Source organism: Pseudomonas sp. KBN12P06040, assembly GCF_037574965.1.
Taxonomy (GTDB): Bacteria; Pseudomonadota; Gammaproteobacteria; order Pseudomonadales; family Pseudomonadaceae; genus Pseudomonas; species Pseudomonas aeruginosa.
Genome location: NZ_JBBELS010000001.1, coordinates 1,502,571 through 1,526,759 on the forward strand (window position 1 = coordinate 1,502,571; position 24,189 = coordinate 1,526,759).

Annotated in this window: 24 protein-coding genes; 15 read left to right on the forward strand and 9 right to left on the reverse strand. The window is 63.7% G+C overall.

Annotation, left to right across the window (positions count from 1 at the left end; all coding sequences use genetic code 11):
- Positions 1-162 precede the first annotated feature (162 nt).
- From VQ067_RS07055 to ispD, 5 genes are all read left to right on the forward strand, one after another.
- A complete protein-coding gene (locus tag VQ067_RS07055; RefSeq protein ID WP_003092366.1) occupies positions 163-1,791 on the forward strand; it encodes a CTP synthase in 1,629 nt (542 codons plus the stop codon).
- A gap of 2 nt (positions 1,792-1,793) precedes the next feature.
- Positions 1,794-2,639, forward strand: a complete 846-nt coding sequence (gene kdsA / locus VQ067_RS07060; protein WP_003092365.1) for a 3-deoxy-8-phosphooctulonate synthase — start codon at positions 1,794-1,796, stop codon at positions 2,637-2,639.
- Positions 2,640-2,684: 45 nt separating this feature from the next.
- Entirely contained in the window at positions 2,685-3,974 is a 1,290-nt protein-coding gene (gene eno, locus VQ067_RS07065) for a phosphopyruvate hydratase (protein WP_003092364.1), read from the forward strand.
- Between the two features lie 64 nt (positions 3,975-4,038).
- The gene (ftsB, locus tag VQ067_RS07070; RefSeq protein WP_340080809.1) at positions 4,039-4,323 is read left to right on the forward strand and encodes a cell division protein FtsB; all 285 of its coding nucleotides are present in this window, start codon (positions 4,039-4,041) and stop codon (positions 4,321-4,323) included.
- A 19-nt stretch (positions 4,324-4,342) separates the two neighbouring features.
- Positions 4,343-5,047: a 2-C-methyl-D-erythritol 4-phosphate cytidylyltransferase gene (ispD, locus tag VQ067_RS07075; protein ID WP_003092359.1), complete on the forward strand. Its 705-nt coding sequence runs from the start codon at positions 4,343-4,345 to the stop codon at positions 5,045-5,047.
- A gap of 60 nt (positions 5,048-5,107) precedes the next feature.
- Here ispD and yedF read toward each other — a convergent pair whose 3' ends face one another.
- From yedF to gfnR, 3 genes are all read right to left on the reverse strand, one after another.
- The gene (gene yedF / locus VQ067_RS07080; RefSeq protein ID WP_003092358.1) at positions 5,108-5,356 is read right to left on the reverse strand and encodes a sulfurtransferase-like selenium metabolism protein YedF; all 249 of its coding nucleotides are present in this window, start codon (positions 5,354-5,356) and stop codon (positions 5,108-5,110) included.
- Positions 5,322-6,548: a selenium metabolism membrane protein YedE/FdhT gene (gene yedE / locus VQ067_RS07085; RefSeq protein ID WP_049885963.1), complete on the reverse strand. Its 1,227-nt coding sequence runs from the start codon at positions 6,546-6,548 to the stop codon at positions 5,322-5,324. Before yedE ends, yedF begins: the two co-directional genes overlap by 35 nt.
- 75 nt (positions 6,549-6,623) lie before the next feature.
- Complete coding sequence (gene gfnR / locus VQ067_RS07090; RefSeq protein ID WP_003092354.1) at positions 6,624-7,532, reverse strand: glutathione-dependent formaldehyde neutralization regulator; 909 nt, start codon at positions 7,530-7,532, stop codon at positions 6,624-6,626.
- Positions 7,533-7,663: 131 nt separating this feature from the next.
- On the opposite strand from gfnR, the gene VQ067_RS07095 reads away from it, so the two are divergent.
- From VQ067_RS07095 to rpoS, 8 genes are all read left to right on the forward strand, one after another.
- Complete coding sequence (locus VQ067_RS07095; RefSeq protein WP_003092351.1) at positions 7,664-8,776, forward strand: S-(hydroxymethyl)glutathione dehydrogenase/class III alcohol dehydrogenase; 1,113 nt, start codon at positions 7,664-7,666, stop codon at positions 8,774-8,776.
- A gap of 53 nt (positions 8,777-8,829) precedes the next feature.
- Positions 8,830-9,681: an S-formylglutathione hydrolase gene (gene fghA / locus VQ067_RS07100; RefSeq protein WP_003092349.1), complete on the forward strand. Its 852-nt coding sequence runs from the start codon at positions 8,830-8,832 to the stop codon at positions 9,679-9,681.
- A gap of 70 nt (positions 9,682-9,751) precedes the next feature.
- Positions 9,752-10,225, forward strand: a complete 474-nt coding sequence (ispF, locus tag VQ067_RS07105; protein WP_003092346.1) for a 2-C-methyl-D-erythritol 2,4-cyclodiphosphate synthase — start codon at positions 9,752-9,754, stop codon at positions 10,223-10,225.
- Positions 10,222-11,289 carry a tRNA pseudouridine(13) synthase TruD gene (truD, locus tag VQ067_RS07110; protein ID WP_003092343.1) on the forward strand — a complete coding sequence of 356 codons (1,068 nt, stop codon included), beginning with the start codon at positions 10,222-10,224 and terminating at the stop codon, positions 11,287-11,289. Before ispF ends, truD begins: the two co-directional genes overlap by 4 nt.
- Positions 11,277-12,026, forward strand: coding sequence for a 5'/3'-nucleotidase SurE (gene surE, locus VQ067_RS07115; RefSeq protein ID WP_003092341.1), 750 nt, complete (start codon positions 11,277-11,279; stop codon positions 12,024-12,026). The genes truD and surE overlap by 13 nt, the downstream gene beginning before the upstream one ends.
- A gap of 32 nt (positions 12,027-12,058) precedes the next feature.
- Positions 12,059-12,694 (forward strand): protein-L-isoaspartate(D-aspartate) O-methyltransferase, encoded by a 636-nt coding sequence (locus VQ067_RS07120; protein WP_003098558.1) that lies wholly within the window; start codon positions 12,059-12,061, stop codon positions 12,692-12,694.
- A gap of 45 nt (positions 12,695-12,739) precedes the next feature.
- On the forward strand, positions 12,740-13,633 hold the full coding sequence (locus tag VQ067_RS07125; protein WP_033991080.1) for a peptidoglycan DD-metalloendopeptidase family protein: 894 nt from the start codon (positions 12,740-12,742) through the stop codon (positions 13,631-13,633).
- Between the two features lie 104 nt (positions 13,634-13,737).
- On the forward strand, positions 13,738-14,742 hold the full coding sequence (rpoS, locus tag VQ067_RS07130; protein WP_003113871.1) for an RNA polymerase sigma factor RpoS: 1,005 nt from the start codon (positions 13,738-13,740) through the stop codon (positions 14,740-14,742).
- 426 nt (positions 14,743-15,168) lie between these two features.
- On the opposite strand, the gene fdxA is transcribed toward rpoS, so the two are convergent.
- The gene (gene fdxA, locus VQ067_RS07135; protein WP_003092272.1) at positions 15,169-15,492 is read right to left on the reverse strand and encodes a ferredoxin FdxA; all 324 of its coding nucleotides are present in this window, start codon (positions 15,490-15,492) and stop codon (positions 15,169-15,171) included.
- A gap of 66 nt (positions 15,493-15,558) precedes the next feature.
- On the reverse strand, positions 15,559-18,126 hold the full coding sequence (gene mutS, locus VQ067_RS07140; RefSeq protein WP_078451731.1) for a DNA mismatch repair protein MutS: 2,568 nt from the start codon (positions 18,124-18,126) through the stop codon (positions 15,559-15,561).
- A 336-nt stretch (positions 18,127-18,462) separates the two neighbouring features.
- Here mutS and VQ067_RS07145 point away from each other — a divergent pair, with 336 nt between their 5' ends.
- Both VQ067_RS07145 and VQ067_RS07150 read left to right on the forward strand, forming a co-directional pair.
- Positions 18,463-19,446: an ATP-binding protein gene (locus tag VQ067_RS07145; protein ID WP_124074654.1), complete on the forward strand. Its 984-nt coding sequence runs from the start codon at positions 18,463-18,465 to the stop codon at positions 19,444-19,446.
- A 74-nt stretch (positions 19,447-19,520) separates the two neighbouring features.
- On the forward strand, positions 19,521-19,832 hold the full coding sequence (locus VQ067_RS07150) for an STAS-like domain-containing protein (RefSeq protein ID WP_052150740.1): 312 nt from the start codon (positions 19,521-19,523) through the stop codon (positions 19,830-19,832).
- A 43-nt stretch (positions 19,833-19,875) separates the two neighbouring features.
- Here the strand turns inward: VQ067_RS07150 and VQ067_RS07155 are convergent, their stop codons facing one another.
- The 4 genes from VQ067_RS07155 to VQ067_RS07170 form a co-directional block, all read right to left on the reverse strand.
- Positions 19,876-21,135 (reverse strand): site-specific integrase, encoded by a 1,260-nt coding sequence (locus VQ067_RS07155; RefSeq protein WP_015649074.1) that lies wholly within the window; start codon positions 21,133-21,135, stop codon positions 19,876-19,878.
- 290 nt (positions 21,136-21,425) lie between these two features.
- Positions 21,426-21,872 carry a hypothetical protein gene (locus tag VQ067_RS07160; protein WP_171894641.1) on the reverse strand — a complete coding sequence of 149 codons (447 nt, stop codon included), beginning with the start codon at positions 21,870-21,872 and terminating at the stop codon, positions 21,426-21,428.
- Complete coding sequence (locus tag VQ067_RS07165) at positions 21,869-23,704, reverse strand: DNA cytosine methyltransferase (protein WP_034011743.1); 1,836 nt, start codon at positions 23,702-23,704, stop codon at positions 21,869-21,871. The genes VQ067_RS07160 and VQ067_RS07165 overlap by 4 nt, the downstream gene beginning before the upstream one ends.
- Positions 23,701-24,180 carry a hypothetical protein gene (locus VQ067_RS07170; RefSeq protein WP_034011745.1) on the reverse strand — a complete coding sequence of 160 codons (480 nt, stop codon included), beginning with the start codon at positions 24,178-24,180 and terminating at the stop codon, positions 23,701-23,703. The genes VQ067_RS07165 and VQ067_RS07170 overlap by 4 nt, the downstream gene beginning before the upstream one ends.
- Between the last annotated feature and the right edge of the window lie 9 nt (positions 24,181-24,189).

Sequence of the window (24,189 nt, forward strand, 5' to 3'; positions counted from 1 at the left end):
TTCCAGTAGACTACGCTCCCGTCTTGTACTGCTCCCGCCGATTCCCTCCGGAATCAGCAGGAGTTTGCTTTGCCCACGGATTTGTCCGTGGCGGGAGCTGGCCTCCCTTCTCCGAATCCCCGGCGGTTGATCCCGCCTAAACGCTGACTTCTAGGGTTTTTCATGACGCGCTACATCTTCGTCACGGGTGGTGTTGTTTCTTCATTGGGGAAAGGCATCGCTTCGGCTTCTCTGGCTGCGATCTTGGAAGCGCGTGGCCTGAAGATCACGATGCTCAAGCTGGACCCTTACATCAACGTGGACCCGGGCACCATGAGCCCGTTCCAGCACGGTGAGGTCTTCGTGACCCAGGACGGCGCCGAGACCGACCTGGACCTGGGCCATTACGAGCGCTTCGTTCGTACCACCATGACCCAGAACAACAACTTCACCACCGGCCGCGTCTACATGGACGTGTTGCGCAAGGAACGCCGCGGCGACTACCTGGGCGCCACCGTGCAGGTGATCCCGCACATCACCGACGAGATCAAGCGGCGCATCATCAAGGGCGCCGGCGATGCCGACGTCGCCCTGGTGGAGATCGGTGGCACCGTCGGCGACATCGAGTCGCAGCCGTTCCTCGAGGCGATCCGCCAACTGCGCGTCGAGATCGGCGCCAAGCGCGCGATGCTGATGCACCTGACCCTGGTCCCGTACATCGCCACCGCCGGCGAGACCAAGACCAAGCCGACCCAGCACTCGGTCAAGGAGCTGCGCTCCATCGGCCTGCAACCGGACGTGCTGGTCTGCCGTTCCGACCACCCGATCGACGTCTCCTCGCGGCGCAAGATCGCGCTCTTCACCAACGTCGAGGAGCGCGCGGTGATCGCCCTGGAAGACGTCGACACCATCTACCGCATCCCGTCGGTGCTGCATGCCCAGGGCCTGGACGACATCGTCGTCGAGCGCTTCGGCCTGGAGTGCGGGCAGGCCGACCTGTCCGAATGGGACCGGGTGGTCGATGCCAAGCTCAACCCCGAGCGTGAAGTCACCATCGCCATGGTCGGCAAGTACATGGAACTGCTGGACGCGTACAAGTCGCTGATCGAGGCGATGACCCACGCCGGCATCCAGAGCCGCACCAAGGTCAACCTGCGCTACATCGACTCCGAAGACATCGAGCAGCAGGGCACCAGCCTGCTGGAAGGCGTCGACGCCATCCTGGTCCCGGGCGGCTTCGGCCTGCGCGGCGTGGAAGGCAAGATCAGCACCGTGCAGTACGCCCGCGAGAACAAGATCCCCTACCTGGGCATCTGCCTGGGCATGCAGGTCGCGGTCATCGAATACGCCCGCAACGTGCTCGGCTGGAGCGACGCCAACTCCACCGAGTTCGACAAGTCCAGCGGCCATCCGGTGGTCGGCCTGATCACCGAATGGCAGGACGCGACCGGCGCCACCGAGATCCGCACCGAAGCTTCCGACCTGGGCGGCACCATGCGCCTGGGCGCCCAGGAGTGCCAGCTGCAGACCGGCACCCTGGTGCACGACTGCTATGCCAAGGACGTGATCGTCGAGCGCCATCGCCATCGCTACGAAGTGAACAACAACCTGCTGCCGCAACTGGAGCAGGCCGGCCTGAAGATTTCCGGCCGCTCCGGCGACGGCGCCCTGGTGGAAGTGGTCGAGGCCCCGGAGCATCCGTGGTTCGTCGCCTGCCAGTTCCACCCGGAGTTCACCTCCACACCGCGTGATGGCCACCCGCTGTTCAGCGGTTTCGTCAACGCCGCGCTGAAATATTCCGGGAAGGCCTGAGCATGGCACAGAAGATCGTTCGCGTCGGCGATATCCAGATCGGCAACGACCTGCCGTTCGTGCTGTTCGGCGGCATGAACGTGCTGGAGTCGCGCGACCTGGCCATGCAGGTCTGCGAAGAATACGTACGGGTTACCGAGAAACTCGGTATCCCCTATGTGTTCAAGGCCAGCTTCGACAAGGCCAACCGTTCCTCGATCCACTCGTTCCGTGGTCCGGGCCTGGAAGAGGGAATGAAGATCTTCGAAGAGATCAAGAAGACCTTCAAGGTACCGGTCATCACCGATGTCCACGAGCCGTTCCAGGCCCAGCCGGTGGCCGAGGTCTGCGACATCATCCAGCTGCCGGCCTTCCTCTCGCGACAGACCGACCTGGTGGTGGCGATGGCCAGGACCAACGCGGTGATCAATATCAAAAAGGCCCAGTTCCTCGCGCCCCAGGAGATGAAGCACATCCTGACCAAGTGCGAGGAAGCCGGTAACGACCGCCTGATCCTCTGCGAGCGCGGCTCCTCCTTCGGTTACAACAACCTGGTGGTCGACATGCTCGGCTTCGGCATCATGAAGCAGTTCGAGTACCCGGTATTCTTCGACGTCACCCACGCCCTGCAGATGCCTGGCGGTCGCGCGGACTCCGCCGGCGGCCGGCGCGCCCAGGTCACCGACCTGGCCAAGGCCGGGCTCAGCCAGAAGCTCGCCGGGCTGTTCCTCGAGGCCCATCCGGACCCCGAGCACGCCAAGTGCGACGGTCCGTGCGCGCTGCGCCTGAACAAACTCGAAGCCTTCCTGTCCCAGCTCAAGCAACTGGACGAGCTGATCAAGAGCTTTCCTGCAATCGAGACTGCCTAGTCTCCTCAGACCGCCCCGTTCATTCACTTCGGAGTGTTAACAAGAATGGCAAAGATCGTCGACATCAAGGGCCGTGAGGTCCTGGACTCCCGCGGCAACCCTACCGTTGAAGCGGACGTGATCCTGGACAACGGCATCGTCGGCAGCGCCTGCGCGCCTTCCGGTGCTTCCACCGGTTCCCGCGAGGCCCTCGAGCTGCGCGATGGCGACAAGAGCCGTTACCTGGGCAAGGGCGTGCTGAAAGCCGTGGCCAACATCAACGGCCCGATCCGCGACCTGCTGCTGGGCAAGGACGCGGCCGACCAGAAAGCCCTCGACCACGCGATGATCGAGCTGGACGGCACCGAGAACAAGGCCAAGCTGGGCGCCAACGCGATCCTCGCGGTGTCCCTGGCTGCCGCCAAGGCCGCCGCACAGGCCAAGGGCGTACCGCTGTACGCGCACATCGCCGACCTCAACGGCACTCCCGGCCAGTACTCCATGCCGGTGCCGATGATGAACATCATCAACGGCGGCGAGCATGCGGACAACAACGTCGATATCCAGGAATTCATGGTCCAGCCGGTCGGCGCGAAGAACTTCGCCGAGGCGCTGCGCATGGGCGCCGAGATCTTCCATCACCTCAAGGCCGTGCTGAAGGCCCGTGGCCTGAACACCGCCGTCGGTGACGAAGGCGGCTTCGCGCCGAACCTGTCGTCCAACGAAGACGCCCTGGCCGCCATCGCCGAGGCCGTCGAGAAGGCCGGCTACAAGCTGGGTGACGACGTGACCCTGGCCCTGGACTGCGCCTCCAGCGAGTTCTTCAAGGACGGCAAGTACGACCTGGAAGGCGAAGGCAAGGTATTCGACGCCGCCGGTTTCGCCGACTACCTGGCCGGCCTGACCCAGCGCTACCCGATCATCTCCATCGAGGACGGCATGGACGAGTCCGACTGGGCCGGCTGGAAAGGCCTGACCGACAAGATCGGCGCCAAGGTCCAACTGGTCGGCGACGACCTGTTCGTGACCAACACCAAGATCCTCAAGGAAGGCATCGAGAAGGGCATCGGCAATTCGATCCTGATCAAGTTCAACCAGATCGGTTCGCTCACCGAGACCCTGGAGGCCATCCAGATGGCCAAGGCCGCCGGCTATACCGCGGTGATCTCGCACCGCTCCGGCGAAACCGAGGACTCGACCATCGCCGACCTGGCCGTGGGTACCGCCGCCGGTCAGATCAAGACCGGTTCGCTGTGCCGCTCCGACCGCGTGTCCAAGTACAACCAGTTGCTGCGCATCGAAGAGCAACTGGGCGCCAAGGCGCCGTACCGTGGTCGCGCGGAATTCCGCGGCTGAGCCTAGTCTGGTACGGTGAAGGGGTGGCAAGAGCCACCCCTTTTCTTCTCAAGGAGTTCGAGGCTTGAGGTTACGTAGCCCCTACTGGCTGTTCGTGGTGCTGATCCTGGCGCTGGCGGGCCTGCAATATCGCCTGTGGGTCGGCGATGGCAGCCTGGCGCAGGTGCGCGACCGGCAGAAGCAGATCGCCGACCAGCATGGCGAGAACGAGCGCCTGCTGGAGCGCAACCGGATTCTCGAAGCCGAAGTCGCCGAGCTGAAGAAAGGCACCGAGACCGTCGAGGAGCGTGCGCGGCACGAGCTCGGCATGGTCAAGGACGGCGAAACCCTCTACCAGCTCGCCAAGTGAGCTGACGACCCTTCTCCCGATGACGACTTCCGACCTTCCCGCCTTCTGGACGGTGATCCCCGCCGCCGGCGTGGGTTCGCGCATGCGCGCCGACCGCCCGAAGCAATATCTCGATCTTGCCGGTCGCACCGTGATCGAGCGCACCCTCGATTGTTTCCTCGAACACCCGATGCTCAGGGGCCTGGTGGTCTGCCTGGCCGAGGACGATCCCTACTGGCCCGGGCTGGACTGCGCCGCCAGCCGGCATGTGCAGCGCGCCGCCGGGGGCGCCGAGCGCGCCGGCTCGGTGTTGAACGGCTTGCTGCGCCTGCTGGAGTTGGGGGCACAGGCCGACGACTGGGTGCTGGTGCATGACGCCGCGCGGCCGAACCTGACCCGCGGCGACCTCGACCGCCTGCTCGAAGAACTCGCCGAAGATCCGGTCGGCGGGCTGCTGGCGGTGCCGGCGAGGGACACCCTCAAGCGCTCCGATCGCGACGGCCGGGTCAGCGAAACCATCGACCGCTCGGTGGTCTGGCTGGCCTATACGCCGCAGATGTTCCGCCTCGGCGCCCTGCACCGGGCGCTGGCCGATGCGTTGGTGGCCGGCGTGGCGATCACCGACGAGGCTTCGGCGATGGAGTGGGCCGGCTATGCGCCGAAGCTGGTGGAAGGGCGCGCCGACAACCTGAAGATCACCACCCCGGAAGACCTGCTGCGCCTGCAGCGCAGTTTTCCGCACTGAACCCTGGCACAAGAAAGCCGACCCGAGGGTCGGCTTTCTTGTCGTTGCAGGCTCGCTCGTTCAGCTTTCCAGCGGCACCTCTATGAGGAAGCGGAACAGCGCGCCATGCTGCTCCACCGCCAGGCATTTGTAGCCCTGGCGCTGGGTATCTTCGGGAATCCCGTGGACCGATTGCGAGCAGTCGGTGACCACTTCCAGGCGTTCGCCCGGCTGCATGGTCGCCAGGGTTTCCAGGGTGGCGATGGCGTTGTACGGGCAATGTTCGCCGCGCAGGTCAAGCGACAGGGTCGGTTTGTCGGTCTGGCTCATGGTTCGGTTTCCGCGGTCGGGTGAATCGGGAGGCGTTCAGTTGCACCAGCAGCAGGCACAGGGCCAGGCCGGCGAAGGTCAATAGCAGGCCGTTGCCGGGCCCGAAGCTTTCCAGCAGGTTGAGCTTGGGATAGGGCAGGGCGAGGCGGGTGCCCAACTGGTCCCAAAAGACCGCCACCAGGGTTCCGCCGATGACGTTGCCGATGCCGACCACCCAGAAGTGCACCTGGCCTTCCATCGAACGGTACATCCAGCCGGTCTCGCAACCGCCGGCGAGGACGATGCCGATGCCGAAGAGAATGCCGCCGATGATCGCATTCGGGCCCATCCAGAAGATCTTCGGCGCGACGCCCAGGCGGATCGCGGCGAAGGTACCGATGCAGGCGGCCGCCATGCCGAGCAGGATGCCGAAGGCGGCGCGGGTCCGGCCGGTGGTCCAGAGGTCCCGTGCGGCGCTGGTGAAGCAGATCTGCGCGCGCTCGATCAGGCCGCCGAACAGCAGGCCGAACAGGCAGGCCATGCCCAGCACCAGCGATACCTCGAAGCGCCAGGCGGCGAACAGCGCGGCGAGCGCCAGCACCGCCAGGCCCAGGCGGGCCTGCAGGCGTGCGCGTCGGGCCAGGCTTTCGGCGCTGGGCAGGGCGCTGGCCGTGGCGCCGACTTTCAGCGGTGTGCGCAGGAACGGCAGCAGGCTGATCTTCACGCCGATCCAGGCGCCGCCGACGGTGGCGAACATGAAGGCCCAGGCGTGCAGGGAAAACATCGGGATACCGGTGAAGAACGCCGCCAGGTTGCAGCCCATCGCCAGGCGCGCGCCGAAGCCGGCGACGATACCGCCGACCAGGCCCTGCAGCAGGCGACGTTTGCTGGTCGGCCAGCGCAGGCTGACGTTGCCGGCCCAGAGGGCGCAGCACAGGGCGCCGAGGAACATGCCGATGATCATCACTCCGTCGATCCGGTCCAGCGGCGTGCCTTGAAGGCCGATCAGCCTGAAGTAGCTCCAGTCCTGTGGCTGGTAGCCGAACCAGGACAGCACGTGGCCGCCCCAGCGGGTGAATTCGCCGGTCACCGCCCAGAAGGTGCCGGTGAGCGCGAAGTAGTAGGCGGAGGCGACGCCGAGGGCGACCAGCGCCGGCAGCGGCGACCAGAACCTCACCAGGTAGCGTTGGCGAAACGCATTGAGGGCAGACATGCGACTTCCTTGAATCGATAGCGGGTGGAACGGGAAACCGCCAAGTCTATCGCAGCGGCGAAACGCCTTACTGCTTCAGCGCAGGTTTTTCTCCCCGGCGAGTCCCGGATGGGATTGCGCCAGGCCTTCCTTGAGATAGTCCACCAGTTGCCGGACTTTCGGCGACAGGTGCCGCTGCTGCGGGTACAGCGCCCATACCGCGGTATTCGGCGGCTGGTGGCCTTCCAGCAAGGAGACCAGGCGGCCGCTGCGCAGATGCTCGATCACATAGTAGTCGGGCAACTGGCACAGGCCGAAGCCGCGCAGGGCGGCGTCGAGCACCGCCTGGCCGCTGTTGCAGCGCCAGTTGCCCTGGACCCGGTGCTGGGTTTCCCGGCCGTCCTCGAGGAAGCTCCACAGGTCACTGCTGCCGATCAGGCAGTTGAACTGGCCGAGTTCCGTCGGCGACTGCGGAGTGCCGTGGCGGCGCAGGTATTCCGGGGTGGCGCAGAGGTACATGAGGCGTGGCGCCAACCGTGTGGCGACCAATCGCGAATCGCTCAGGCGGCCGAGGCGGATGGCCAGGTCGAAGCCCTCGTGGAGCAGGTCCAACTGGCGGTTGGACAGCTCGATGTCGACCCGCAGTTGCGGATAGTCGGCCATGAAGGCATTCACCAGCGGCACGATGAAACGTTCGCCGTAGGCCACCGCGCAGGTCATGCGCAGCAGGCCCTTGGGCTCCGCGGAGAGGTCGCTGACCGCGCGCAGGGCTTCGTCGCGGGCGTCCTGCAGGCGCTGGCAATGTTGCAGGAAGGTCTGTCCGGCTTCGCTCAGCGACACTCGCCGGGTGCTGCGGTAGAGCAGGCGGGTCTGCAGGCGCTCCTCCAGGCGGGCGACCTGGCGGCTGATGTGCGACGAGGAAACGCCCATGCGTTCGGCTGCCGCGGTGAACTGCCCGGTTTCGGCGACAGCGACGAATTCGTCGAGTCCTTCCCAGCGATTCATCTGGATTGTCCCTGTATGGCAATAATGTTTTGATTATTGCCTGATTATTCCTTGAAACGCGGTTTTCTACACTTTCCGTTTCAGTGGGTCGCTTAGCGGCCCGCCGGCTTCCATCGTTCAGGAGTTCCCAGATGATCAAGTCCCGTGCCGCCGTCGCCTTCGCCCCCAACAAGCCGTTGGAAATCGTCGAGGTGGATGTGGCGCCGCCGCAGAAGGGCGAGGTACTGGTGCGCATCGTCGCCACCGGCGTCTGCCATACCGACGCGTACACCCTGTCCGGCCAGGATTCCGAGGGGGTGTTCCCGTGCATCCTGGGCCACGAAGGTGGCGGTATCGTCGAAGCGGTGGGCGAGGGCGTGACCTCCCTGCAGGTGGGCGACCATGTCATCCCGCTCTACACCGCCGAGTGCGGCAAGTGCAAATTCTGCCTGTCCGGCAAGACCAACCTCTGCCAGGCCGTGCGCGCCACCCAGGGCAAGGGCCTGATGCCCGACGGCACCAGCCGTTTCTCCTACAAGGGCGAGCCGGTCTTCCACTACATGGGCTGCTCGACCTTCTCCGAATACACCGTGCTGCCGGAAATCTCCCTGGCGAAGATTCCCAAGGACGCGCCGCTGGAGAAGGTCTGCCTGCTTGGTTGCGGCGTCACCACCGGGATCGGCGCCGTGCTGAATACCGCCAAGGTGGAAGAGGGCGCTACCGTTGCCATCTTCGGCCTGGGCGGTATCGGCCTGGCGGCGATCATCGGGGCGAAGATGGCCAAGGCCGCGCGCATCATCGCGGTCGACATCAACCCGGGCAAGTTCGACATCGCCAGGGAGCTGGGCGCCACCGACTTCATCAATCCGAAGGACTACGACAAGCCGATCCAGGACGTCATCGTCGAACTGACCGATGGCGGCGTCGACTACTCCTTCGAGTGCGTCGGCAACGTGCAGTTGATGCGCGCCGCGCTGGAATGCTGCCACAAGGGCTGGGGCGAGTCGGTGATCATCGGTGTCGCCGGCGCCGGCCAGGAAATCAGCACCCGGCCGTTCCAACTGGTCACCGGCCGCGTCTGGCGCGGTTCGGCGTTCGGCGGGGTGCGCGGGCGCAGCGAGTTGCCGAGCTATGTCGAGAAGGCGCAGAAGGGCGAGATCCCGCTGGATACCTTCATCACCCACACCATGGGGCTGGAGGACATCAACGAGGCCTTCGAGCTGATGCACGAAGGCAAGAGCATCCGCACCGTCATTCATTACTGACAAGCCGTCGCGGCGGGCCCTGCGGCTCGCCACGACCGTTTCACGGAGGTCACGTGAAGGATTCCCTCGAACTGATCGGCAGCCAGAAGTCCTTCGGCGGCTGGCACCAGCGTTACCGTCATTTTTCCCGGACCCTGAACTGCGAGATGGTCTTCGCCATCTACCTGCCGCCCCAGGCCGAGCCGGAGGCGGCGCTGCCGGCCCTGTACTGGCTGTCCGGGCTGACCTGTACCGACGAGAACTTCATGCAGAAGGCCGGCGCCCAGCGGGTCGCCGCCGAACTGGGATTGGTACTGGTGGCGCCGGATACCAGCCCGCGCGGCAGCGGTGTCCCCGGCGATCCCGACGGCGCCTGGGACTTCGGCCTGGGCGCAGGCTTCTACCTGAACGCCACGCAGGAGCCCTGGGCCGCGCACTACCGCATGCACGACTACGTGGTGCACGAGTTGCCGGCGCTGATCGAGGCGCATTTCCCGGTGTCCCGGCGGCGCGGCATCAGCGGGCACTCGATGGGGGGGCATGGCGCGCTGGTCTGCGCGCTGCGCAACCCGGGGCGCTACCTGTCGCTGTCGGCCTTCGCGCCGATCTGCCATCCGAGCGATTGCCCCTGGGGCCAGAAGGCGTTCTCTCGCTACCTGGGCGAGGACCCGGCGGCCTGGCGCGAGTGGGATGCCTGTGCGTTGCTCGAGGGTGCGTCCGAACGCTTGCCGATCCTGGTCGACCAGGGCGAGCGCGACGACTTCCTCGCCGTCCAGCTCAAGCCGGAAGCGCTACGCAATGCGGCGGACAAGGCCGGCCACCCGCTGGAGCTGCGTCTGCAACCAGGCTACGACCACAGCTACTACTTCATCGCCAGTTTCATCGAGGATCACCTGCGCCACCATGCCCAGGTTCTCAACGGTTGATCCGCGATACCTGAAGCCTGCCCCGATCCGGGGTAGAATCACGCCCTGATTCCAACCAGGGCGTTTTTTCATGCGAATTGGCCATGGCTACGACGTGCATCGCTTCGGCGAGGGCGACTTCATCACCCTCGGCGGCGTGCGCATTCCCCACAAACATGGGCTGGTCGCCCACTCCGACGGCGACGTGCTGCTGCACGCCTTGTCCGATGCGCTACTCGGCGCGGCGGCGCTGGGCGACATCGGCAAGCACTTCCCGGACACCGACCCGCGGTTCAAGGGCGCCGACAGTCGCGCGTTGCTGCGACATGTGGTCGCCATCGTCGCCGAGAAGGGCTGGAAGGTCGGCAACGTCGACGCCACCATCGTCGCCCAGGCACCGAAGATGGCGCCGCACATCGAAACCATGCGCGGGTCGATCGCCGAGGACCTCGGCGTCGCGGTCGACCAGGTCAACGTCAAGGCCACCACTACCGAGCGGCTAGGTTTCACCGGACGCGAAGAGGGCATTGCTGTACATGCGGTCGCTTTGCTGATGGCCCGATGAGCGTTCTCGGCGAACTCGACCTGCTCGGGCCGCGCGCCCATGGGGCAGCCTGCGGCGAGGCGGTGCTCAAGGCCGTGGCCGAGGACTTCCAGGTCGACGAGGTGCTGGACATTCCCCTCAGCGGTGAAGGCGAGCACCTCTGGTTGTGGGTGGAAAAGCGCGGATTGAACACCGAGGAGGCGGCCCGTCGCCTCGGCCGCGCCGCCGGCGTGCAGCAGAAGAACGTCAGCTACGCCGGGTTGAAGGACCGCCAGGCCCTGACCCGGCAATGGTTCAGCCTGCACCTGCCGGGCAAGGCCGATCCCGACCTGGGCGCAGCCGAGGGCGCGGACCTGCGGATTCTTCGCCGCACCCGTCATTCGCGCAAGTTGCAGCGAGGCGCGCATGCCGCCAACGGCTTCACCCTGCGTCTGACCGGGCTGCGGGCGGAGCGTGCCCTTCTCGACGCGCGCTTGGAACGTATCGCCGCGGACGGCGTGCCCAACTATTTCGGCCTGCAACGCTTCGGCCACGGCGGCGGCAACCTGGTCGACGCGCGCAGTTGCGCGGAACAGGACCTGCTGCCGGCGAACCGCAACCTGCGTTCGCGCTTCCTTTCCGCCGGGCGCAGCTACCTGTTCAACCGCCTGCTCGCCGAGCGGGTCGCGGAGGGTAGCTGGAACCGGGCAGCGGTTGGCGACCTGCTGGCCTTCACCGACAGCCGCAGCTTTTTCCTCGCTGGCGAGGAAGAATGCCGCGATGCCCGTCTGGCCGCCCTCGACCTGCACCCCACCGGACCGCTCTGGGGCGAGGGCGATCCGCCGAGCGGCGCCGGCGTCCTCGACCGCGAGCTGGCCCTGGCCGGGAGCGAGCCGGCGCTCTGCCGCTGGCTGGCGAAGGCGGGCATGGCGCACGAACGGCGCATCCTGCGGCTCCCCATCCAGGGGCTGGCGTGGCATTATCCCGAACCTGATGTTCTGCAACTGGAATTCGTCCTGCCGGCCGGTTGTTTCGCCACCGTAGTGGTGCGTGAAATCCTCGACCTGGTACCGACAGGGCAGACGGAAAACCCATGCGCATACTGATTGCCAACGACGACGGGGTGACCGCACCCGGTATCGCCGCGCTTTACGACGCGCTGGCGGATCATGCCGATTGCGTAGTGATCGCCCCCGACCAGGACAAGAGCGGCGCCAGCAGTTCCCTGACGCTGGACCGCCCGCTGCACCCGCAGCGCCTGGACAACGGATTCATCAGCCTCAACGGCACGCCGACCGACTGCGTGCACCTGGGCCTGAACGGCTTGCTGGAGGAATTGCCGGACATGGTGGTCTCGGGTATCAACCTGGGCGCCAACCTCGGCGATGACGTCCTCTATTCCGGTACCGTGGCGGCGGCCATCGAAGGGCGCTTCCTGAAGGGGCCGGCCTTCGCCTTCTCGCTGGTCTCGCGGTTGACGGACAACCTGCCCACCGCCATGCACTTCGCCCGCCTGCTGGTCTCCGCCCACGAGCGCCTGGCCGTGCCGCCGCGTACCGTGCTCAACGTCAATATCCCGAACCTGCCGCTGGATCGCGTACGCGGTATCCAGCTGACCCGCCTCGGGCACCGCGCCCGTGCCGCCGCACCGGTGAAGGTGGTCAATCCGCGCGGCAAGGAAGGCTACTGGATCGCCGCGGCCGGCGATGCCGAGGATGGCGGGCCGGGGACGGATTTCCACGCGGTCATGCAAGGCTACGTGTCGATCACTCCGTTGCAGCTGGACCGTACCTTCCACGAAGCCTTCGGCGGCCTCGACGAGTGGCTGGGAGGACTGACGTGATGTCCGAAGACCTGCATCGCCGGGGTATCGGCATGACCTCCCAGCGTACCCGAGAGCGCCTGATCCAGCGCCTGTACGAAGAAGGTCTGTCCAACGCCCACGTGCTCGAGGTGATCCGCCGCACGCCGCGTCATCTGTTCGTCGACGAGGCGCTCTCGCATCGCGCCTACGAAGACACTGCCCTGCCGATCGGCCACAACCAGACCATTTCCCAGCCGTTCATGGTGGCGCGGATGACCGAGTTGCTGCTGGCGGCCGGCCCGCTGGACAAGGTCATGGAGATCGGTACCGGGTCCGGCTACCAGACCGCGGTGCTGGCGCAACTGGTCGAGCGGGTCTTCTCCGTCGAGCGGATCCAGGCGTTGCAGGACAAGGCCAAGGAGCGTCTTGCGGAGCTAAACCTGCGTAATGTTGTCTTTCGTTGGGGCGATGGCTGGGAGGGCTGGTCGGCGTTGGCTCCCTACAATGGAATCATCGTCACCGCGGCGGCCACGGAAGTCCCGCAGTCGTTGCTGGACCAGTTGGCGCCGGGGGGCCGTCTGGTGATCCCGGTCGGTGGCGGCGAGGTCCAGCAACTGATGCTGATCGTCCGCACCGAGGACGGGTTCAGCCGCCAGGTACTCGACTCGGTACGTTTCGTCCCGCTGCTCAACGGCCCGATCGCCTGAGCCGGCGGCCGGCGTCGCCGGCCCGATTGAACGAAAGCGAAGAAGATGGATAAGGGGGAAGGATTGAGGCTAGCAGCGACCCTGCGGCAATGGACTCGGCTCTACGGTGGCTGCCACCTGTTGCTCGGGGCCGTCGTCTGTTCCCTTCTCGCCGCCTGTTCGTCGTCGCCTCCCGGCGGGGTCAAGGTCGTCGATCGCAACGGTTCCGCGCCTGCCGCTGCGCGGCGTACGCCGGTCACCAGCGGGCAGTACATCGTGCGCCGCGGCGACACCCTGTATTCCATTGCCTTCCGCTTCGGCTGGGACTGGAAAGCCCTGGCCGCGCGCAATGGCATCGCGCCGCCCTATACCATCCAGGTCGGTCAAGCTATCCAATTTGGTGGGCGGGCACCGGCGCAACCGTCCGTCGCTAAAAACACGCCGGTCGTCGCTCCGTCCGTGGCGACCAAGCCTGCCCCGGTTCCACCCGCTGTTAGTACGTCGGTACCTGCCAAGCCCGTACCGGCTCCGGCCTCGACCACGACCCCACCCAGCAGCGGCGCGACTCCCGTCGTTGCGGGGTCTGCGGTGGGCGGTTGGGCATGGCCTGCGAGCGGTAGTCTGATCGGCCGTTTTGCCTCAAACGGAAGTTTGAATAAAGGGATTGATATAGCCGGTCAATTGGGCCAGCCTGTCCTGGCTGCGTCTGGTGGGACCGTTGTATACGCCGGTAGTGGTTTGCGGGGCTACGGCGAGTTGGTCATCATCAAACACAACGAGACCTACGTGAGTGCCTACGGTCACAACCGCAGGCTGCTGGTGCGGGAAGGGCAACAGGTCAAGGTAGGGCAATCGATTGCCGAGATGGGCTCCACAGGAACCGATCGGGTGAAGCTGCACTTCGAGATTCGCCGCCAGGGTAAGCCTGTCGATCCACTGCAATATTTGCCACGTCGCTGACCGGGAGTTCGCCCGCCCACATCATGTAGGTGAGCGGGTCCGGGCGTGTCCAGCGGGAAAGGAATCGCCCGGGCTTGAGTCGAACTCATGCAAGGGATAACGACATGGCACTCAAAAAAGAAGGGCCGGAGTTTGACCACGATGATGAAGTGCTCCTCCTGGAGCCCGGCATCATGCTGGACGAGTCGTCTGCCGACGAGCAGCCTTCTCCCCGGGCAACTCCAAAAGCCACCACTTCCTTCTCTTCCAAACAACACAAGCACATCGACTACACGCGCGCGTTGGACGCAACGCAGCTGTATCTCAACGAAATCGGTTTCTCGCCCCTGTTGACGCCCGAAGAGGAAGTCCACTTCGCTCGTCTGGCGCAGAAGGGCGATCCCGCTGGTCGGAAGCGGATGATCGAGAGCAACCTGCGGTTGGTGGTGAAGATCGCCCGGCGCTATGTCAATCGCGGACTGTCCCTGCTCGACCTGATCGAGGAAGGCAACCTAGGCCTGATCCGCGCCGTGGAGAAGTTCGATCCGGAGCGCGGATTCCGGTTCTCGACCTACGCCACCTGGTGGATCCGCCAGACCATCGAACGGGCCATCATGAACCAGACCCGGACCATTCGCTTGCCGATCCATGTGGTCAAGGAGCTCAACGTCTACCTGCGTGCGGCGCGGGAACTGACCCACAAGCTCGACCACGAACCTTCACCCGAAGAAATCGCCAACCTGCTGGAGAAGCCGGTCGCCGAGGTCAAGCGCATGCTCGGCCTGAACGAACGGGTGACTTCGGTAGACGTCTCTCTTGGTCCGGACTCGGACAAGACCCTGCTGGATACGCTCACCGACGATCGCCCCACCGATCCGTGCGAGCTGCTGCAGGATGACGATCTCAGCGAAAGCATCGACCAGTGGCTGACGGAACTCACCGACAAGCAGCGTGAGGTGGTGATTCGCCGCTTCGGCTTGCGCGGGCACGAAAGCAGCACGCTGGAAGAGGTCGGTCAGGAAATCGGCCTGACCCGCGAGCGGGTTCGTCAGATCCAGGTCGAGGCGCTGAAGCGCCTGCGGGAGATCCTGGAGAAGAACGGCCTGTCGAGTGACGCGCTGTTCCAGTGACGGAAAACCTTAGACCCACTGAAGACCCGGCGTTCGCCGGGTTTTTTGTGTCTGCTCTTGTAAGCATTAACTTACACGGCGTGTGAGCCTAAGTAGATAAATGCCCGGGAGGTTTGCCAAAAACGCTCGGTGAATTTAAGTAACTTATTGAAAATAAAGGAATATATTTTTCTAAAATGACTGCCGAAGAAGCTTCGCTGGGTTTTCTGGCAGGTTGCGGGAGCACAGGGAATCGCTAATATCACTCCTGCGTACAGGGAACACGCAACCCCGAAGGATCGGGGAAGGGACGTCGCCAGGGAGGCGATTCATCAGGACGATGACGAGGGACTGAAGAGTGGGCGGGGTAATACCCCGCCCCTTTTTTTTGCCTGCCGTTTTACTCGTCGCCAAAGAAAAGGCCCGCTGTTTGCGGGCCTTGGCGTATCAGCGCTCCAGATGCTGGAGCTTGCCGGCGACGCCGTCCCATTCCTCAGCGTCGGGCAGGGCATCCTTCTTCTCGGTGATGTTCGGCCAGACTTCCGCCAGCTCGCTGTTCAGCTCGATGAATTCCTGCATGTTCTCCGGCACTTCGTCTTCGGAGAAAATCGCCTGGGCCGGACATTCGGGCTCGCACAGGGCGCAGTCGATGCACTCGTCCGGATGGATGACCAGGAAGTTGGGTCCTTCGTAGAAGCAGTCTACCGGGCAGACTTCCACGCAGTCGGTGTATTTGCACTTGATGCAGTTGTCGGTGACGACGAAGGTCATTTTCTAGTTCTCTCCTCAGGCGGGCGGCTAAGCGCGCGCGATTCTAGCAGCTTGTGCGGTAGTCCGTCAGACCCGCATCTTCCATGCATATAACAGATCGAGAGCTTGCCGCGGGCTGATATCGTCGGGATTGATCCTCGACAATTCATCGATCACCGGGTGCGGCAGGCTGGCGAACAGGTCGCTCTGCATCGGCGAGGCGGGCTTGCCGCTCTGCTGGCTCGGCATCTCGTGCGGCAGGCTGGTGGTTTCCAGGCGCTTGAGGTGTTCGCGGGCGCGCTGGATTACCGGGGCCGGCACGCCGGCCAACTGGGCCACCGCGAGGCCGTAGCTCTGGCTCGCCGGTCCCGGCAGTACATGGTGCAGGAACACGATGCGTTCATTGTGCTCGGTCGCGTTCAGGTGCACGTTGGCTACCGCGGGCTGGCTTTCCGGCAGTACGGTCAGCTCGAAGTAGTGGGTGGCGAACAGGGTGAAGGCGCGAGTCCGGGCCAGGTCCTCGGCCGCTGCCCAGGCCAGCGACAGGCCGTCGAAGGTGCTGGTGCCGCGGCCGACCTCATCCATCAGCACCAGGCTCTTGTCAGTGGCGTTGTGCAGGATGTTGGCGGTTTCGCTCATCTCCACCATGAAGGTCGAGCGGCCGCCGGCAAGGTCGTCGGACGAGCCGATGCGGGTGAAGATGCGGTCCACCAGGGACAGCTCGCAGCGCGCAGCCGGAACGAAGCTGCCGATATGCGCAAGCAGCACGATCAGCGCGGTTTGCCGCATGTAGGTGGATTTACCGCCCATGTTCGGACCGGTGATCACCAGCATCCGGGTGTCGGCATCCAGCGCCAGGTCGTTGGCCACGAACGGTGTCTCCAGCACCTGCTCGACCACCGGATGGCGGCCCTGCTCGATGTGCAGGCAGGTGTGTTCGACGAACCGCGGGCGATTCAGGTCGAGGTTCAGCGCGCGTTCGGCGAGATTCGCCAGCACGTCCAGCTCCGCCAGCGCCGAGGCGCTGTCCTGGAGCGGAGCGAGATGGCCGATCAGGCGTTCCAGCAGCTCTTCGTAGAGCGCCTTCTCGCGGGCCAGGGCGCGGCTCTGGGCCGACAGCGCCTTGTCCTCGAAGGCCTTCAGTTCCGGCGTGATGAAGCGCTCGGCGCCTTTCAGGGTCTGCCGGCGGATGTAGTCGGCCGGCGCCTGTTCGGCCTGCACCCGTGGCAGCTCGATGAAGTAGCCATGGATGCGGTTGTAGCCGACCTTCAGGTTGGGCAGGCCGGTGCGGGCCTTCTCGCGCGCTTCCAGGTCCATCAGGAATTGCCCGGCGTTTTCGCTCAGCGCCTGCAGCTCGTCCAGCTCGGCGTCATAGCCGGTCTTGATCACGCCACCGTCGCGGATCACCGCCGGCGGGTTGTCGATGATCGCCTTGGCCAGCAGTTCGGCGAGTTCGGGATAGGTGCCGATGGTGGTGGCCAGCGCCTGCAGGTGCGGCGCTTCCAGTTCGGTCATGGCGTTCTGCAGGTCCGGCAACGCCGCCAGCGCGTCGCGCAGGCGCGCCAGGTCGCGAGGGCGGGCGTTGCGCAGGCCGATGCGGGCGAGGATACGTTCGAGGTCGCCGATTTCCTTGAGCTGCGGTTGCAGGTTCTCGAAGCGATAGCGTTCCAGCAGGCAGGCGATGGACTCCTGGCGGGCTTCCAGCACCGCGCGGTCACGCAGCGGACGGTTCAGCCAGCGGCTCATCAGGCGGCTGGCCATGGCGGTCTGGCAGCGGTCGACCACCGATTGCAGGGTGTTCTCGCGGCCACCGCTGAGGTTGATATCCAGCTCCAGGTTGCGGCGGCTGGCGCCGTCGAGGATCACCGTGTCATCGAGGCGGTCGTGGCGCAGGCTGCGCAGGTGCGGCAGGGCGGTACGCTGGGTTTCCTTGGCGTAGGCGAGCAGGCAGCCGGCGGCGCCGATGGCCAGGGTCAGGTTCTGGCAGCCGAAGCCTTTCAGGTCCTGGGTGCCGAATTGCTGGCAGAGGCTCTTGTGCGCCGAGTCGCGATCGAAGTCCCACGGCGCGCGGCGACGTACGCCGCGGCGCTTCTCCGCCGGCAGGCCCTGTGGCCAGTCGTCGGGAATCAGCAGCTCGGCCGGGTTGAGGCGCTCCAGTTCGGCCAGCAGGGTTTCCCAGCCTTTTATCTCCTGGACGCTGAAGCGGCCGCTGGTGATGTCCAGCACGGCGAGGCCGAACAGGCGCTCGTCGCCGAGGATCGCCGCCAGCAGGTTGTCGCGGCGTTCGTCGAGCAGCGCCTCGTCGCTCACCGTGCCGGGGGTGATGATCCGCACCACCTGGCGCTCCACCGGCCCCTTGCTGGTGGCCGGGTCGCCGATCTGCTCGCAGATCGCCACCGACTCGCCGAGCTTGACCAGCTTGGCCAGGTAGCCCTCCGCCGAATGGAAGGGAATGCCTGCCATCGGGATCGCCTTGCCGCCGGACTGGCCGCGCGCGGTCAGGGTGATGTCGAGCAGCTTGGCGGCCTTCTTCGCGTCCTCGTAGAACAGCTCGTAGAAGTCGCCCATGCGATAGAACATCAATTGGTCGGGGTGCTGATGCTTCAGTTTGAAGTACTGCTGCATCATTGGCGTGTGCTGGGAGAGGTCGGAAATTGCTTTGTTCATCAATTAGATAGGTTGGTTATGACAAGGGGGTGGGGCAGATTTGGGGCCTATCGCATCGCCATCAAATGCCTTTTATAGGCGCACGACTTAGTAGCTGAGTAGTCAAGGAGCCGCAGCATCAGGTTCTGCTCCAGCCTGGTGAGTTACGCCAAATCATTGCCTGCTGGATGGCAAGGGTAGCATGGGCAATCTTGGCTCGACATGAATCCATCTGTCGCCTGTCTATGGCGGTTTGGCTTCACTTTCTTGAGTCAATGATGGCTAAGCGATATAGTCGCCGACCCAGGATATTTGCAAGGATTCGCTAGAGTGACGGGAATGCAGATGAGTTTTTCGGATGATGCTATCCCTTTCCCGTCTTCGTTAAGCGAGTCCGATCCACGAGCGTTGTTCGACTTTTGCGCTAAGCTCAATGCTGGCGTCGGAGACGTCCATTTGGACGCTTCTGCTCTTCAATTTGTCGATCCCCTTGGGTTAGCTGTGCTGAGGGCGACCTTGGAGTGCCAGCCGGCAGAAAAGACCTTTTTCATCCAATTCATGCAGGCCAGGATGATTAGGTACTTCGTGCGTATGGAGTTTTTCTCGGGGCTGCGCGTCGAAGGGATCGACGTTGAGCAAGGGAGAAACCCGGAAGGTGAGCCCGACAGGTGTGTTGAACTCATTAAGGTAGGGGATGGTCAATCAGAAGCGGTAGCTTCCCGTCTAGTACAGGCGATGACCGGCCAGGCCGCTGATAGTGACGATCCTTTGACGGAGGCGTATAGGCGGCCAATTGAGTATGCTTTGAAGGAATTGCTTGAAAACGCCTGCTCTCATGCCAAGAAGGAAGGCAACGGCGCTTCGTCAGTTTGGGTTGCTTGTCAACACTTTCAATCGAACGGTGTGGTACGGTTGGCTATCGTCGACAACGGTTGTGGTTTTTTGGCGACCCTTAAAGGGCATCCTGCGCTGAAAGACCCAACGGATGCTGCTGCGATTGCCGCAGCCTTGGAAGCGCGAGTCAGTTGCAATCGTGGTCCCCTCATCGGCTATGAGACCGATAGTCAAAATCAAGGGGTGGGATTGACGACTACAGCTAGAATAGCCCATGCGGCTAGTGGTTTTTTAGTCGTAGCCAGCGGAAACGCTTGGCTAAGGACGGATTTGGGGCAGACGGAGAGTAGCGGCTTGGCCGATTGCCCCTGGAAGGGAGTGGCGATTTCCTTCCATTGCAACCGTGACCAGTTACCTCAGGTAGACATTCCTGCCTTGCTGCCTGCGGTGGAAGACGACGTCGGTGATGAGATCAGGTTCGACGACGATCTGTAGGTGGCATGAGTTGCTTGAAACGAAACTTTTTCTGATGCGTACGATACAGTGCGCAAATTGCCGAGGGAAGCGTCATGCAAACGATCTATCTAGCGACTGGGCGTGAGTCCATAGGAACGCTGGGGATGAGAGCCTCTGCTACACCCTACCGACAGGAAATCGAAGGGTGTCTCAGAAGAGGGGCAAAGGTGGCGATCGATTTTTCTGGTAAGGATGCCACTCAGTCCTTCGTGGACGAACTGATTGGTGGGGTTGTGCTCAGGTACGGTCGTACCGCTCTGTCCAGCCTAACGTTCAAGAACTGCTCTGAAGATGTCAAAATGATCATCAAATTTGTCATCAATGATCGAGTTCACCAGAAGGAGTCCGAGCGAGCTATCGCTTGATTGGATTCGATTCCTAAGAAAAAGCCCCCGCAAGGGGGCTTTTTTAATGTCCTGTCCTTTGCTTTCTGAGCCCCTGCATTCCTTTCCAAATGCGTTGGAGTTCATTGGGTGACTCGTCGTCCATCCATTTTGCGTACACTTGAACCAGCATGGTGAAGTCTTTATGGCCCATCTGCTTGGCGATAAATGCAAGGTTGCCACCTGCAATTAGGCACCAGCAGGCGTAGGTATGACGAGTCTGGTATGGGCGCCGAGGGCGGATACCTGCCCGGCGCTGTATGTTCGCCCACTTCGAGTTCCAGGATGTGGGCACGAACCAAGGGTTCACATTCCTTCTCCTGGCTTGAACGGCCGGAGAGATCAGTGGTGTGACTACTTCCTGTATCGATTCGTGGCGGTTGAGCTGAACCGTGATCGTCTGCTGTGGAACGCATGACTCAGTGGAGAGTAGCTGCCGGCATGCTTCTAGTGCGGGAGGGAGCAAGAGTACTGTTCGTTTCCTGCCGGTTTTCGGTAGCTTGAAAGCGCCAGTGCTAGTAATGGCGCGCCTCACCAAAATCTGCCCTTTCGCAAGATCGATGTCTTCCCGGGCAAGCGCCCCCAGTTCGCCAGGCCGCAGCCCGGTATATACCGCAAGGGTTACAGCGGCTCTATCCATTGGATGTAGGCAGCCCTTGGTTAATAGAGCGTCGAGTTCATCCTTGGCCAACGGATCGGGGTCACGCTCGGTCATTTCAAAACGGATACAAGCGCTTGCAAGCCCCTCTCGGCAGTAGCTATTTGTCTCGCACCAGTTCAGGAAGCCGGCGAGAGTAGCGAGATAGTGGTTGACCGTCGATATGGCTCGCTCCTCGATCAATTCTACGCGCAGCTTTTGAATATCCTCGGGCCGTAGAGCGCTGGCCAGGCGGTCCCTGCCCAGCATGCCAATGCAGATATCGAGCGCCAAGTTGTAACGACGCTCGGTCTCTTCTGTGATATCCACCGCCTTGAGCGGTTTGTAGCGATCAAGCAATACGTGCAGCCGCTCGTCGCGGCTGCTGCTGTGATTGCCAGCGCGCCGCGAGTTTGGAAAATGCCGGGCGTAGTCGAATGTCCCCATCTTTATGTCGTGGAGCACCGCCGCCCGGAGCTGGGCGGCGTGCTTGATATTGGCTTTGGTGATGGGGAGACCGAGGGTTTCGCGGTAGCGTCGTTTCTGCCACATGAACACGATGCGAATGCTGTTGCCATGCACTTCTACTCCGGAGTGCTTCGCTAGCTCCGCCTCTATGCCGCGTCCTGCGGCGCGCTCTCCACCCACCTGTCGACCTCCTCTATGTTGATGAATATGCGGCCGTCGCGTGCCTTTCTCCAGATTCTCCCCTGTGGCCAAGTACCGTTCTTGACCTTGTGGGTGATTGCATCCTTGGAGTAGCCGGTAAGTTCTGCGGCTCGCTTAATCAGTACCCAGCGTGGCATTCCGAGAAAGTGGGTGGTCATCAGTGGCACCCCACTTGCCAGGCGGCCAACGTGCGGAGGATCGGGAATACCTCCATAGCAAGCACCACGGCCAGGCCAAGGGCGGCGATAATGCCGAGGGCGGTCAGTGCTCTACGCATCGCGTGGCTCTCCCTGACTCACCGCTGCCTCGGTCATGTTCGCCGCGAAGAACCCGCAGTGCCGGCACTCTCGGCCGGTCTTTGTCACGCCCCTGTCCTTCCACCAGACGCCATAGAAGTCGTGCCGGCAGGTCTGTTCGGTGGTGCTGAAACGGTGCTGCGTACCGCGCTCGGCGAGTTCCGTCGAAGGGGAAGGCCAGGCGCGCTGGATCAACTCCCCCAGCGTCAGCGGATCCACCAACTGCTCTCCGTTGCAGACGGCTTCGAATCTGGAGCGATAGATGCCGCGCTGGCCTAGCCAGGCGGCGGGCAGTGGCCGGGATACGCCGGCGCACGGTGCGGAACCGGTCAGAAACTCGGTGGAGTGCTCCACGCTGATCTCTGGAAGGTCGACCGCCTCGGCGTAGGGCATGCTGTCGGGTTGGGTCTTCTGGCTCATGCTGCCTCCCGTTGGTAAAGGTCGATTAGGTCCGCGGCGTTGGCGGCGATGAGGTCTTCCGCTTCATCCGGGCAAACACTGTTGCCGATGAGGCGGATCTGTTCGGTGTTGTTGATGGGGCGCCATTCGAGTTGGCCATCGGCGGTCTCGAACAAGCCGCGATCGATGATGTAATCGGGGCTGAAGCCCTGCGCCATCTTCAGCTCCGGTGCCTTGAGCATGCGCAGGGTGAAGTCCACCAGGGCATAGTCCCCCAGTAGCACCACGTCGGCGGGCTCGCTGAAGTGCTCCGGCAGATACTTGCGTAGGAACTCCGCGCACCGCTTTGCGCGCTCCAGCAGCTCGGGCGGCAGGATGCTGGCAGGAACCTTGGTCACCGTAACTAGGGCCATGCGCTCTCTGGTGGGAAGCGTATGCATGGGCTCGCGCATGTCCTGCCACTGGCCGCCGGTGCCGTAGTATTTCACCAGGTACGCAGTAGCCAGGCGTTGGTTCGTTCCGCGTCCCAGGATCGTACTGAGCGGCGCATCGGCAGCCCGACCGTCACCGGTATAGAACCCTCCGTTGGCTTGCTCGAAGTGGCATGCAGCTATGGCGTGGTGCCCGCTTCCGGTGGTAATGGCGTTCATCGGCTGAAGGAGCCCATTGCCCACAGAGCCCTTGCGCAGCGTCACCATCGCTGCGGTGACCAGTGCGTGCTTCCGACCGCTCGCCACGACGGTGCCTAGAGGCTTGGCCAAACCGGGGGCGCGGGGGGCTTGTCCGGCTCGCTCGCCGTAGCCGATCTCTACCAGCGTTGCGGCTGACAGTGCGAAGTGTCCGCCCTTGACCTGGGCAACTTGCGTCCGCAGGGGCTCGGCCACGCTGAAGGTGCGTTGGTTGCTCGCGTTGGCGAACTCCGTGAGACTGGCCGCCGCCAGGTGTTGAGCATCCATCGGGACAAGGTAGGGCTGGTCGGCCATGACGGTGTGCCTCCAGAACCCCTTGGCCACCCTGCGGCAGGTGTTGTCCACCAGTGGTCGCGCGCGGTCAAACAGGCTGGTGCCCAGGTCGCTCCAGTCGATGCACTCAGCGGCAGAGCGCCAAGGTAGCTGGCCCGGCTGCGGAGCCTGGTGACGTTTCGGGGAGGTCCAGACGATCGGGCGTCCGTCGGTGCGGCCGATCATGAATAGGCGCTTGCGGATTGTCGGGGCGCCTGCGTTGGCTGCTCGGCGTTCACGCCACTGAACATCACAGCCCAGGCCACGCACCAGTGCTTGCCTGGGAACCCAAAGCCCGATTGCGTCGATTATCTCGGGCATGTCCGGGTGGTCCTCGGCCAAGCCGGTGGTCAGGCAAGCGATGAATGCCCTGAACGTGCGGCCGGCCTCGCTCTTGATCGGCTTGCCGGACTCGTCGAGAGGCCCCCAGTCTTGGAACTCCTCCACATTTTCGAGGAAGAACATACGTGGGCGCGTAGCGTGTACCCAGCGGACCACGACCCAGGCGAGGGAGCGGACCCGCTTACTGCGAGGCGCGCCTCCCTTGGCCTTGCTGAAGTGGCGGCAGTCGGGCGAGGCCCACAGAATGCCCACGGGTTGCCCGCCGGTAGCCTCTAGCGGATCTACTTCGAAAACGTCTGTCCTGAAGTGGAGGGTGTTCGGGTGATTGGCTCGGTGAACGGCAATGGCAATGGGGTTGTGGTTGATTGCAATGTCTGGATCTCGATAGACGCGAGCACCCCCGCTGCCTGCGCCTCCGGCACCGGCGAAGAGGTCGACATAAAGCTCTTTCTGGAACGGGAGGGCGCACTGTTGGGCTGCCTGGTGGAGGTGCTGCTGAAAGCTGCTCATGCCCGTCCCCCTTCGGCTTTCTCCAGGCGCTGGAGGAGGTCGGTGTTCGCGATGCGCAGCGCGGCAATCTCTTGGTTCTGCTCGCGGATCTGCGCGCACAGCGTGCGGATTAGTGCGTTATCGGCGGGCTTCGGTGGGCGCTTTCCCCCCTCGACAAGCTGCGCGGGCGAGCGAGTCATTAAGCGAAGCGTGGCTATGTGCTTCGCGCCCCGGCGCAGCCTTTCGTGGGGTACGCGTGCCTTCGGCGTGTGCTGAAGGTTGGGTTGGAATATGCCTGCTGCTGCGCAGCAGTGGCTTTCTATAGCGCCACCCTCGGGCATCGGTTGGCGGCCTTGGGCGATGGCGATCAGTTGGATGCGACGTGCCAGGCCGCCGCCGCGCTTTTGCGCGGCCGGGGCTTGGGTGCTGTGGGTGGCGTGTGCCAGGGCGGCGCCCTGGTCTTGTGCCGCTACGCGGCTAGCCGGGATAGTAGTCATCGCGCTGCC